Here is a 12,411-nt window from a genome sequence, read left to right on the forward strand (position 1 = left end):
TCAGACGTCCAGGTTGGCGACGCTCAGCGCATTTTCCTGGATGAATTCGCGGCGCGGTTCGACCACGTCGCCCATCAGCCGGGTGAAAATCTCGTCGGCGACGTCGGCCTGCGCGACTTCGACCCGCAGCAGCGAACGATTGGCCGGGTCGAGCGTGGTTTCCCACAGCTGCTCGGCGTTCATTTCGCCAAGGCCTTTGTAGCGCTGGATGCTCAGGCCGCGGCGGCCCGCGGCGAGCACGGCGTCGAGCAGCTCCGAAGGTCGCGTGACGGCCACCGCCTTGCGGGTGTCGGCGACTTCCTCGCCATCCTCGGCTTCGGCTTTCGCGGCGGCTTTGACGGTCCGGAGCGACCCCGGTGCGGCGTAGGTCGAAGCCTGTTCCGCGACCAGCGCGTGAAGCTTGCGCGCTTCGGCGGAAACGAGAAAGCTGGGTTCGATGACATAGGCGTCGGTGACGCCGCGCCACAGCCGCTTCAGGACATAGCCGCCCTCGACGCCGACTTCGCCGGACCACTGCGCTTCCTCGTCGCCGCGACCGAGCCATTCGGCGACCTTGGCGATCGCCTTGGCGCGGCCATCGGCACTGAGGTTGGGGTCGAGCGCGCCGGTCAGCGCCAGCGCTTCGAGCATCGCATAATCATACTTGCGCGGCGCGTAGCGCATGAGTGTGCGCACGCGGCGGGCATGGTCGACCAAGCTGCGCAGGTCGTCTCCGCTGCGCGGACCTTCGCTGCTGTCGAACAGCAGGCCTTCCAGCCCGGCATCGACCAGATATTCGTCGAGTGCGGCATCGTCTTTCAGGTAAACCTCGCTGCGTCCGCGCGCGACTTTGTAGAGCGGCGGTTGGGCGATGTAGAGGTGCCCTGCTTCGATCAGCTCAGGCATCTGGCGATAGAAGAAGGTCAGCAGCAGCGTGCGGATATGCGCGCCGTCGACGTCGGCGTCGGTCATGATGACGATCTTGTGGTAGCGCAGCTTTTCGAGGTTGAATTCCTCTCGCCCGATCGAGGTGCCGAGCGCCTGGATCATCGTCCCGATTTCCTTGGACGACAGCATGCGGTCGAATCGCGCGCGCTCGACGTTCAAAATCTTGCCCTTGAGCGGCAGGATCGCCTGGTAATGGCGGTCGCGGCCCTGCTTGGCTGACCCGCCTGCCGAATCGCCTTCGACCAGGAACAGTTCGGACTTGGACGGATCGCGTTCCTGGCAGTCGGCGAGCTTGCCGGGGAGGGAGGCGATGTCCATCACGCCCTTGCGCCGGGTCAGCTCGCGCGCCCTCTTTGCGGCTTCGCGAGCGGCGGCGGCGTCGATGATTTTCTGGATGATGGCGCGGGCGTCGGCCGGATGTTCCTCCAGCCATTCGCTCATCTTGTCGCTCATCAGCGCTTCGAGCGGCTGGCGCACTTCAGAGCTGACCAGCTTGTCCTTGGTCTGGCTACTGAATTTGGGATCGGGCAGCTTAACCGACACGATGGCGGTCAGGCCTTCGCGCATATCGTCGCCCGTCAGCGTGACCTTTTCCTTCTTCAGCATACCCGACTTGTCGGCATAGCTGTTGATGGTGCGGGTCAAAGCGGCGCGGAACGCGGCCATGTGGGTGCCGCCGTCGCGTTGCGGAATGTTGTTGGTGAACGGCAGGACGTTTTCGTAATAGCTGTCGTTCCATTCGAGCGCGACGTCGATGCCGATGCCGTCACGGACCGCCGAAATAGCGATCGGTTCGGGGAACAGCGGCGTCTTGTTGCGATCGAGATATTTCACGAAGGCCGCAATGCCGCCTTCGTAATACAGCTCATGCTCGACCCGTTCTTCATGGCGCGCATCGGCCAGGATCAGCCGCACGCCCGAGTTGAGGAAGGCGAGCTCGCGATAACGATGTTCGAGCTTTTCGAAATCGAATTCGGTGATCTTAAAGGTCGCGGGGCTCGGCAAGAAGGTGACGCAGGTGCCCTTCTTGCCCGCCGGCGCGGGGCCGACGACCTTGAGCGGCGCCACGGCGTCGCCAAAGGCGAAGCGCATGTAATGCTCCTGCCCGTCGCGCCAGATGGTAAGGTCGAGCCATTCGCTCAGCGCATTGACGACGCTGACGCCGACGCCGTGGAGACCGCCCGACACCTTATAGGCATTGTCGTCGCTGGTGTTTTCGAACTTACCGCCGGCGTGAAGCTGGGTCATGATGACCTCGGCCGCCGATACGCCCTCTTCAGAATGGATGTCGGTCGGAATCCCGCGGCCGTTATCCTCTACCGTGACCGATCCGTCCGGGTTGAGCTGAATGAGGATGCGGTCGCAGTGACCCGCCAGCGCCTCGTCGATCGCATTGTCGCTGACTTCGAAGACCATGTGGTGGAGACCCGAACCGTCGTCGGTGTCGCCGATGTACATGCCGGGGCGCTTGCGGACTGCGTCGAGGCCCTTCAGGACCTTGATGCTGTCGGCGCCATATTCATTCTTGTTGGGATCAGTAGCCATGGTTCAGTCTATAGGGGCTGCGACTCCCGCGCACAACGCGCACGCGCGCGTACGCGAGAGATTTCGCTAGCGATTACGCTCGAATTTTAAGCGCCGGCGCCATTGGGACGACCGCCGCGACCGCGGAAGCCCTGCCCCTGCCCGCCGCCACCGCCGAAACGACGGCCGCCGTTCGGGCGCTGACCCTGCGGACGCTGCTGCCCTTCACCGTGGCGCTGACCCTGCGGACGCTGGCCTTCGCCATGGCGATGCCCGCCATCGCGGTTGGGGCGGCGCTCGGCCTGGACCGGGCGGCCGAACTGGTCGAATTCGCGCGGGCCGTCCTGACCGCGGTTGCGGTTGGCGCGGCGCTGCTGGTCGCCGCGCCTGTCAGCTTTCACATCGGCGCCGGCTTTGATCTCCGTGACGGCCTTGATGCGACGGCCCTGGTTAGGCTGGCGCTCGCGGACGTCGGTCTTCTTGGGCGCCGGCTTGAGGCGCTTGATCGCTTCAACCGCGGCCATGAAGCCTTCGGGCAGCTTGGCTTCGGGCAGCGTCATCTTCACCAGCTTCTGGATATCGCGCAGGTTGATGCGCTCGTCCGGGCTGCAGAAGGCGATGGCTTCACCCTCCGCTCCGGCGCGCGCGGTGCGACCGATGCGGTGGACATACTGCTCCGGAACATCCGGCAGGTCGAAGTTGAAAACATGGCTGACGCCCGGAATGTCGATGCCGCGCGCGGCAATATCGGTCGCGATCAGGATCGGCACTTCGCCCGAGCGGAACAGCGCCAGCGCCCGTTCCCGCTGCGCCTGACTCTTGTTGCCGTGAATGGCGTTGGCCGGAATTCCCGCCGCTTCGAGGAAGCGGACGATCTTGTCGGCGCCATGCTTGGTACGGCTGAACACCAGCGCGCGATCGAGATCGATTGATTGCAGCTTCAGCGTCAGTAGCGCCTGCTTTTCGGCCTGATTGACGAAGGTCACCGTCTGCGCGACGCGGTCGGCGGTCTTGGCCACCGGGGTCACCGCGACTTCGGCGGGATCGGTGAGGTAGGCGTCCGCGAGCTGGCGGATGCTTTTGGGCATGGTCGCCGAGAAGAACAGGGTCTGACGCTTCTCCGGAATGAGCTTCACAATCCGCTTCAGCGCATGGATGAAGCCAAGGTCGAGCATCTGATCGGCCTCGTCGAGGACGAGGATTTCCAGCGCCGACAGGTCGAGCACGCGCTGGTCGACCAGGTCGAGCAGGCGGCCCGGCGTCGCGACAAGGACGTCAAGGCCGCGGCCGACTTCGCGGATCGATTTCGGCACGGGAACGCCGCCGAAGATCACGCCGACGCTGATATGCTGGCCCTTGGCGTACATCCGCGCGCTTTCGGCGATCTGCGCCGCCAGTTCGCGGGTCGGGGCGAGCACGAGCATACGGGCGCGGCCCGGGATCGGGCGGCCCTTGGACGCCTGCACCAGCCGATCGAGCGACGGAAGCATGAAAGCAGCGGTCTTGCCGGTGCCGGTCTGGGCGATGCCCAGCAGGTCTCGCCCGGTCAGCACCGTCGGAATGGCCTGCGCCTGGATCGGCGTCGGCGTGTCATAATCCTTAGCGGCGAGCGCATCGAGCAGCGGCTGCGAGAGGCCAAGGTCGGTAAATTTGGTCAATTGAAATTCCATTATGCAAAGCGAGCGGCCGCGCCTGTCAGGCACGGACCGGTCGGGGTTTGGTTGAGCACCCCGCGTGAATTGGGAAGCCGGTTGGTTCCGGGTCGAAGCGCGGGCCGATCGTCATCGCGATCGTTCACGCCGCTTGCTTGGCGCTTCGAATGTTGCGGTGCGATATAGGGATTTTTGTGGATAAGTCCAGTCAGGCCGCGGAAACCGCCCCGTCGACGACATGGAAGCGGGTGGCCGGGCCGATTCCTTCGAACAGTTCGGGCTCGGTTGCGGTAAGCCAGACCTGGCCGTTCCCCGACAGCCGTTCGAACAGCGCCAGGCGTCGATTGGGGTCGAGGTGAGCGGCGACTTCATCTAGCAACAGGATGGGCGGCGCGCCCCGTCGCTCGGCGACCAACCGGGCGTGGGCGAGGATGATACCGATCAGCAACGCCTTCTGCTCACCCGTCGAGCCGCGCGACGCCGGCTGTTGCTTGGCGAGGTGGGTGACCAGCAGGTCTTGCCGATGCGGACCTTCGGTCGCGCGCCCCGCCGCCGCGTCGCGCCCGCGATTGGATTTCAGTTGGTGAGCGAGATTGTTGCGCGACCATCCCTCGAGGCTCAGGCCTGCGCGCGGGAAGTCGCCGTCCGGCGACGCGCCGATCGCCTCGCCCAGCGCATCGACCGTGCGCTGGCGCGCCGCCGCGACGGCCTCTCCATGCTCTGCCATGCCGACTTCGAGCGCCGACAGCCAATCGGGGTCGGCATGGTCGGGCTCGGCCAGCAGCTTGTTCCGCGCCCGCATGGCCGCTTCATAGCGTGCCGCATGGCTCGCGTGCCCCGGCTCCAGCGCCAGCGTCAGCCGGTCGAGGAATCGTCGACGCCCTCCCGCGCTTTCCGTGAACAGCCGGTCCATGGCAGGCGTCAGCCACAGCACCGAGAGCCATTCGGACAGCGAATTTACCGATGCTGCCGCGCCGTTGATGCGGACCTGACGGCGATCGGGCGCAGTCGCACTGGCGCCGGTGCCGAGTTCGACATTGCCATCCAGCTTAGCCGCAATGGCAAATCCGCCCGGCCCGTCGCTTCGCGCCATCTCCGAAATCGGGACCTGCCTGAGGCCGCGCCCCGGTGTCAGCAGCGACACGGCTTCAAGGATGTTGGTCTTGCCCGACCCGTTCGGCCCGCTGAGCAGCACGAATCCGTCGCGAGCGGCCAGCGCGGCGTCGCGGTGGTTGCGGAAATCGGTCAGCGAGAGGCGGACGATGGCGGCCATGGCGACGGCTTAGCCGCGCTGGGGCCGCCGGTCGATGACTTCGAAATGGACCGCGTATTCGTCGAAGCGGCTGAGGACGGCTTGTGCAGCCGCAGGCACGTGGCTGACAGCATAGTCCTCGCCTATGAAGGCGCGGATCGCATCGAGGCTGTCAAACCACATCAGCGTCTGAAACTCGACCTCATCGCCAAGGTCGCGGCGCATCAGGTCGATATGCCGGAAGCCGGGGATGGCCCGCGCCTCGATCCCCGGGATCACCTCGCCACGAACGATCCGCTCATACGCATCGGCGTTGGCCGCTGTCGTCCAGCCCCGCCATTGCCGACAAATCATCAGACCCGCATCGGCATCAAAACGTACAGCGCGCTGCTCTTGTCGTTTTCGCGCAGCAGTGTTGGAGCCGCCGCGTCCGCCAAATGGACTTCGACCGCATCGCCTTCGATCTGCTGGAGGATGTCCATCAGGTAGCGGGCGTTGAAGCCGATCTCGAGTCCGTCGTTGCCATAGTCGGCCGGCAGTTCCTCGACCGCCAGGCCGTTTTCCGGGCTGGTCACGCTGAGCGTCACCTTGTCGCGGTCGAGCGCCATCTTGACCGCACGGGTCTTTTCGCTGGCGATGGTCGCAACGCGATCGACGCCCGCCATGAAACTTTTCGGGTCGAGCTTGAGCAACTTGTCGTTGCCGGTCGGAATGACGCGGTTGTAGTCGGGGAAGGTGCCGTCGATTAGCTTGCTGGTCAGCACCGCGCTGCCGAGGCCGAAGCGGACCTTGGTGCCCGACAGAGACACTTCGACCGTGCCTTCGACCTCATCGAGCAGCTTGCGCAGCTCGCCGACGCACTTCTTCGGGATGATGATGTCGGGCATGCCGTCGGCGCCATCGGGCTTGTCGACCGTCACGCGGGCCAGGCGGTGGCCATCGGTCGCCGCGGCCTTCAGCTTGTCGTCGGCGACATGCAGGAAGATGCCCATGAGATAGTAGCGGGTTTCTTCCGACGAGATGGCGAAGCGGGTCTTGTCGATGATCTGGCGCAGCGTCGCAGCCTGCAGTTCGAAACGGGTCGGCAGCTCGCCTTCCGCGATCACCGGGAAATCGTCGCGCGGCAAGGTTGACAGGTTGAAGCGGGCCCGACCGGCGACGACCTGCATCTTGCCGTCGGCGGCGCTGAGTTCGACCTGGCTGCCCTCGGGAAGCTTGCGCACGATGTCGAAGAAGGTGTGGGCCGACACGGTCGTCGCGCCAGCCTGCGATACCTGCGCAGGCACGCTTTCATCGACCTGCAGGTCGAGATCGGTCGCCATCAGGCGGATCGAGCCATCGTCCTTGGCGTCGATCAGCACGTTGGACAGGATCGGAATGGTATTGCGCCGTTCGACCACCGACTGGACATGGCCCAGGCTCTTGAGGAGGGTCGCCCGTTCGATCGTCGCCTTCATGTGATTGGATCCTTGCCCCGAAATCAGATTGGTTCGCCCTTCGTTATAGCGAGGCGAGCGAGGGGCGGAAGCGCTAAATTGGTGTTACGGCAGCCTGTCCGACGCCGCTACCGGCGGGCCCTCGCCGCCCTCCCTGATCGAGGCCAGCTTGGCGGCCAATTCGGCTTGGTCGATCGGCTTGGTCATGAAGTCGGTCAAGCCGACCCCTTGGTAAAACCGCCTTCGCTCGGGCGATGCATCCGCGGTCAGGGCAATAATCGGGATTTCGGCCCAGGCGCCGCCCGACGCGCGGATGGTGCGGGTGGCGGCAAGGACATCCATCTCGGGCATCTGCATGTCCATCAAGATCGCATCTTAGCGCCGCGCAGCCGCCGCCTCGACCGCTGCCCGGCCATTGTCGACCAGGTCGACGCGATGGCCCATCTTCTTCAATAACGCGCCGATCAGCATCTGGTTGACCGGATTGTCTCCCGCGACGAGCAGCGAGAGTGAACTATCCGATGGAAGGGCGGGCTCTGACGACCAGCCAGGTCGTGTGGTCGGCAACGCGTCCAACGCCGCATCTTCAAGCGTAAGCCTGACCCACAAGGTCGACTCAATCCCCGATTTGGTCTCGACCTCGATCTCCCCGCCCATCGCGCTCTAGCTGGGCATCAACACCGCATCGAGGCGGTGGATCACACCATTGCTGCGTTTTTCGTCAGTCCCAACCAGCCGGGCCTTGGTTCCGGCACCGTCCTCGAGGACGACAGCGTCTCCATCACGCGTTGCCGTGATCGTTCCGCCGCCCATCGTCGGTAGATTGGTCTTTCCCTTGCCGGCGTCGATCGCCTTGCCGATATCTTCGGCAAGGATGGTTCCCGGCAGGATGTGGTACGTAAGCACGCCCGTCAGTTCCTGACGCGCGTCATCCTTCATCAGCGTGTCGAGCGCGCCCGCCGGCAACTTGTCGAAAGCGGCGTTGGTTGGGATCAGCACGGTATAAGGTCCAGGGCCTGCCAGGGTGCCGTCAAGGCCGGTGGACTTTACGGCCTTCTGGAACGTCGTTGCGTCGCCGAACCCGTCGCTGATCGTATTGTCGCCGGACGCTTCCTGCGCTGCTGGACTGCCCGTTTTGTCGGCAGTCTCGTTGCTGCAGGCTGCAAGACCCACCAGCGCCGTCGCGGCAGCCGCCAGCATGAGCTGTCTGAACGCCATAACTATTCTCCTGAAAAAACGGGGCGGCACCGGAATGCCGCCCGCTATCGTCAGACCAGTGCGTTGATCACAGCAGTGATCAGCTGCGTCGTCGGGTCGACACGATAAATGTAGCCGTCGTTATATCGATACCAGTCGTTCGGCGTATCATAGTAGCGGTCGCGGTACGACAGCGGCACATTGTAGACCAAATAGGCCGGCGGCAACGGCTGGCCGACCGACAGGTCGCCCGCCAGCAGCGCGGCGATACCGCTAATCAGGCCGTTCCCTGGATTGACGCTGTAGATCGCCCCGTCGCCGTAGCGATACCACATGTCGCCGTTGTCCGGATAAAAGGTCCGGTACTGATACGGCACGTTGTAGTAGTTGTAGCTCATCGGATAGCTGTCACCGACGGGATAGTAATAATAATCCCGGTCGTTCGCAGGGAACAGCGCTTCGATGAGACCGCCCTCGCGGCGAACGCGATAGATGTAATCGCCATCCTCGCGGTAGTAGTAGTGGTCGTCGTCACGATACCAGTCGCGGTACGGGCCCCCGAGCACGCTGGCGGCCAGCGCCGCCGGAAGCGTCGTCCCGACGATCTTCTTGGCCTGTCCCGGGGGAAGGCAGCCATTGCCCTTCTTTGCGAGCCCCGGCGGGCAGCCTTCGAAACGGGAGAGCCCATTATTGTCCCAGCGGGGGGCAAAGCGGACTCCATCGTCTAACCGCCGCAAGCCTGCCGCTTCGCGAACGCGTTGGCCGTCGTCATGCTTGACGCGGACGGTCGGTCGATCGGCGCGGAAGGCGGCACGGTCTTCCCGATTCTTTCCGCGTTCTGTCCGGAAGCTATCGCCATGTCGTTCGTCACGCGCGAACGCATGCCCGCGCGCTTCCGCCCGCTCCATTCGCGGGCCGCGATCGCTGCGGAAATCGCCGCCTTGGCCGCGGCCTTCCGTTCGCGCGTGCCCACCGCCGTTGCCGCGTTCCATCTGGCCGTGACCTTGACCACCGCCATTGCCATGTCCGCCCTTGTCGGCGAACGCCGGACCCGTCATGGCCAGCGCAGCCGCACTCGCGGCCAGCATCCATTTGGTCATGAAAAATCTCCTTTCGAAGGAGACTTAACGGGCGGGCGTAACGGTCGTTCCCGGCGGATCAGGCGTCGACGACGTCGCGCGAGAGGCGCCGTGCGGCGAGCAGCATCAAGATCGCGGCGAGCGCATAAAGCAGGCTGGTCGCCATTGCCGAATGGCGCAAGGCGTCGTCGCCGTACCTTGCGGACAGGGAGTCGGAGATGAATCCGATGACGGTCGACCCGGCGCCAAGGCCGATCAGATTGTTGATGAACAGGAACAGCGCGGACGCGGTCGCGCGCATGTCGAGCGGGACGAGGCGGGTAACCGCCGTCACGACCGGGCCTAACCACGTCAGGCCGAGGGCGGTGGGGACGATGAACAACAGGATCGAAAGGAAGAGGTTGGTAGTCGAAAAGGCCAGAAGATAAGCCGGCAGGGTGACGGCGAAGGCAATCGCCGGGACCATCGCATAGCCGCGCGGATGGGCGTTGCCGAGCCGGTCACCGGCCAGGCCGCCGCCCCATATGCCGATGCAGCCGCCGACGAGCATGATGGTCGCAACGACGAGGGAACGATGGGTCAGATCGAGACCGTAGCTTCGCGCGACGAAGCTGGGGATCCAGAAGGCCAGACCATATCCGACGAGGCTCGCCGTTCCCGCCCCGAAGCTCAACAGCCAAAAAGACGGCTTTACCGCGATCGTGCGAAACACGGTCGAAAGGGTAGGCGCCTTGACGCTGGCTTCCGCCTGCTTGCGGGCGTGCCCGGGGTCACGCACGACGAGTTTGAACAGCGGCGCAAACAGGATTCCAAGCAGGCCCACCGCGAAAAAGGCAAACCGCCAATCTATATGCGCGGCCAGCAACCCGCCGAACAGAACGCCGAGCGCGCTACCCAGCGGTATGCCGAGCGAAAAGATCGCCAGCGCCCGCGACCGCTGTCGCAGCGGGTACAGATCCGAGATGAGCGAGTAAGCCGGTGCGACCCCGGCGGCTTCGCCGATGCCGACGCTCATCCGCGCCGCGAACAATTGCCAGAAGCTCTGTGCCATCCCGCAAAGCGCGGTCGCGCCGCTCCACAGCGTGAGGCCGATCGTGATTATCCAGCTGCGATCCTTGCGGTCGGCAAGCATCGCAAGGGGGATGGCAAGCGCGGTGTAAAACAAAGCAAAGGCGGTCCCGCCCATCCATCCGAGCTCGGCGTCGCTGAGCCCGAGGTCGGCCTTGATCGGTTCCGCCAGGATGCCGACGATTTGCCGATCGATGAAATTGAGGGTGTAGGCGATGACGAGCATCACCATCATCACGGTTCGGCCGCGGATGACCGTGCTGTCGTTCTCGCTGGGCATTTCACACAGCGTTAGAAGAGCAGCTTAGCCTCGGCAAGCGCCGCCCCGACGGCGTGATCAGGCGATATCGGACGCCACCGTCACGAAGCGGTCGATATCCTCTTCATCGTGATAGATGCCGAAGCCGATGCGCAGCACGTCGCCGCGCACGTCGGTGATGCAGTTGCGCTGCAACAATGCATTACACCAGCGTTGTGCATCGGAATGCCGGAACGCAAGGAATCGCGCGTGAGGCCCTTCACCCAGTGGATTGAGCAGGGTCGCCTGTTCCAGCGGGGTTCCGGCGATCGCATCCAACAACAGACGGTGCAGGCCGGCGACCTTGCCGCTGGCGACGGCTGTGGTGATGCCGTGCGCCTTCAACGTGCGCCGGTTTGCAGTGAAGCGATACAGTGCGGACGCGTCGAACGTCGCGCCCATGAATCGCGAGCCGTCCTTGGCGTAACCGATCATGCCCGGCGGCAGCGTGAGGTCTTCGAATTCGGCGTACCAGCCGGTGATCGGCGGCCGAGGTCCGAAGCCCGGCGGGCAATGCATCAACCCCATGCCCTCGCCCGCCATGGCATATTTGTAGCCGCCCGCGAGGTAGAAGGCGCGTGCCGCGACGTCGGCGGGAAATGGGCGCTCTACAGCCATGAAACTATGGTAGCCGTCGATAACGACCCACGGCCCTTCCGGCCGTGCCAGCGCGGCCAGTTCGGAAACCCGGTCCATCCAGCGACCGGAATTGAACATCATCTGGCTGACAAAAATCAGGTCGTGCTCACCGCTTCTCGCGCGATCGATGAAGCGTTCGGAAAAGTCGGAATAGGGCTCGACCGCGACAATCTCGGGCTCGAACCACCCGTCTTCGCGCCAGCGCGAGAATTGACGGCGAGCGGAATGAAACTCTCCATCACCCGTCAGCACGCGCAGTTTTGAGCCCTGTCGCGGGCAGGCCGCGACCAAGCGGATGATGAAATCGTGCGTGTTGGCCGAAAAGACGATCGCCGACGGATCGCCGCTGCCGAGTTCTTCGGCGACCTCGGCCTGCGCGTCGGGCCATAGCTCGCCCATGATCCGGTCCCACTTGCGGTCGGCCAGTCGAGCGGCATCATCCCAGCATGCGATCTGCCCTTCGTACGACGCGTCGGGCCAAAGATGATGGCTGTGCGCTGCCAGGTGGAGCCGTTCCGGCGAAGCAGCAAGGCTTTTCGAAAACAATGGTTTGAAGGTCAAAGATCGGTCCTCAGCGACCATAGCTGGGGGAAGGCCCGCTTGGTGAGGGTCGAAGCGAGGTAAGCCGCGCCCGCCGATCCGCCTGTCCCGGTCTTGAAGCCGATGATACGTTCGACGGTCAGCATGTGCTTGTGCCGCCACGCGGCGAGGGCGTCGTCAATATCGACCAGCTTTTCCGCCAGCTGATAGAGGCCGAAATAGCGATCGGGCTGCTGGTAGACGCCGAGCCATGACGACTGGATGGCGGCGGCGCCCGATATGTCGAAGCCGGCCCGGGCCAGCGCGGCGTTGGCGGCATCCCACAAGGACGGTTCGTCCAATGCCGCCTGCAACCTCAGGCGGCCTGCGCTGCCCCCTTCGCAATAGTCGAGGAAGCGCGAATCCTTGAGTCCCAGTCGATACTCGAACTCCCGAAACTGGACCGACTGAAATCCCGACGACGTGCCCAAAACGTCACGGAACGCCGTGTAATCGATCGGGGTCAGCGTCGCGAGAATGTCCCACGACAAGGTCATCACCGTCTGGATCCGGCTGACGCGCGACAAGGCCTTGTAGGCTTCGGCAAACTTGTCTTGCTCGACCAGCGAGATCGCGAGCGCGACCTCGTGCAGCATCTGCTTCAGCCACAACTCCTTGGTCTGGTGGATGATGACGAACAGCATTTCGTCATGCAGCTCGGACAAGGGCTTCTGCGCCGACAACAGGGTGTCGAGCTGCAGATAGTCGGCATAGCTCATGCCAGCAGGCGTCGCGGTCATGCCCGCGACTTAGGCTAATT

General features: G+C 64.2%; 12 protein-coding genes. All 12 read right to left on the reverse strand.

The window, feature by feature from the left end; all coding sequences use genetic code 11:
- The 12 genes from gyrB to G570_RS01865 all read right to left on the reverse strand — a co-directional run bounded on the left by gyrB (position 1) and on the right by G570_RS01865 (position 12,391).
- The gene (gene gyrB / locus G570_RS01805; protein WP_037498510.1) at positions 1–2,472 is read right to left on the reverse strand and encodes a DNA topoisomerase (ATP-hydrolyzing) subunit B; all 2,472 of its coding nucleotides are present in this window, start codon (positions 2,470–2,472) and stop codon (positions 1–3) included.
- Between the two features lie 86 nt (positions 2,473–2,558).
- Positions 2,559–4,109, reverse strand: a complete 1,551-nt coding sequence (locus G570_RS01810; protein ID WP_483852536.1) for a DEAD/DEAH box helicase — start codon at positions 4,107–4,109, stop codon at positions 2,559–2,561.
- A 202-nt stretch (positions 4,110–4,311) separates the two neighbouring features.
- Complete coding sequence (gene recF, locus G570_RS01815; RefSeq protein WP_037498516.1) at positions 4,312–5,376, reverse strand: DNA replication/repair protein RecF; 1,065 nt, start codon at positions 5,374–5,376, stop codon at positions 4,312–4,314.
- A 9-nt stretch (positions 5,377–5,385) separates the two neighbouring features.
- Positions 5,386–5,709 (reverse strand): antibiotic biosynthesis monooxygenase, encoded by a 324-nt coding sequence (locus G570_RS01820; protein WP_037498519.1) that lies wholly within the window; start codon positions 5,707–5,709, stop codon positions 5,386–5,388.
- Entirely contained in the window at positions 5,709–6,812 is a 1,104-nt protein-coding gene (dnaN, locus tag G570_RS01825) for a DNA polymerase III subunit beta (RefSeq protein ID WP_037498523.1), read from the reverse strand. Before dnaN ends, G570_RS01820 begins: the two co-directional genes overlap by 1 nt.
- Positions 6,813–6,896: 84 nt before the next feature.
- Positions 6,897–7,154, reverse strand: a complete 258-nt coding sequence (locus G570_RS01830; protein ID WP_037498527.1) for a response regulator — start codon at positions 7,152–7,154, stop codon at positions 6,897–6,899.
- 12 nt (positions 7,155–7,166) lie between these two features.
- Positions 7,167–7,400, reverse strand: coding sequence for a response regulator (locus G570_RS01835; RefSeq protein WP_156930283.1), 234 nt, complete (start codon positions 7,398–7,400; stop codon positions 7,167–7,169).
- A 54-nt stretch (positions 7,401–7,454) separates the two neighbouring features.
- Positions 7,455–7,991: a fasciclin domain-containing protein gene (locus G570_RS01840; RefSeq protein ID WP_169731719.1), complete on the reverse strand. Its 537-nt coding sequence runs from the start codon at positions 7,989–7,991 to the stop codon at positions 7,455–7,457.
- A 68-nt stretch (positions 7,992–8,059) separates the two neighbouring features.
- Positions 8,060–9,088 carry a hypothetical protein gene (locus G570_RS13900; protein WP_051503939.1) on the reverse strand — a complete coding sequence of 343 codons (1,029 nt, stop codon included), beginning with the start codon at positions 9,086–9,088 and terminating at the stop codon, positions 8,060–8,062.
- A gap of 58 nt (positions 9,089–9,146) precedes the next feature.
- The gene (locus G570_RS01855) at positions 9,147–10,415 is read right to left on the reverse strand and encodes a spinster family MFS transporter (protein WP_037498536.1); all 1,269 of its coding nucleotides are present in this window, start codon (positions 10,413–10,415) and stop codon (positions 9,147–9,149) included.
- 57 nt (positions 10,416–10,472) lie between these two features.
- Complete coding sequence (locus G570_RS01860) at positions 10,473–11,633, reverse strand: kynureninase/PvdN C-terminal domain-containing protein (protein ID WP_245600241.1); 1,161 nt, start codon at positions 11,631–11,633, stop codon at positions 10,473–10,475.
- Positions 11,630–12,391, reverse strand: a complete 762-nt coding sequence (locus G570_RS01865; RefSeq protein ID WP_037498543.1) for a tryptophan 2,3-dioxygenase — start codon at positions 12,389–12,391, stop codon at positions 11,630–11,632. The genes G570_RS01860 and G570_RS01865 overlap by 4 nt, the downstream gene beginning before the upstream one ends.
- Between the last annotated feature and the right edge of the window lie 20 nt (positions 12,392–12,411).

It is taken from the genome of Sphingomonas jaspsi DSM 18422 (assembly GCF_000585415.1).
In the GTDB taxonomy this organism is placed as follows: domain Bacteria; phylum Pseudomonadota; class Alphaproteobacteria; order Sphingomonadales; family Sphingomonadaceae; genus Sphingomicrobium; species Sphingomicrobium jaspsi.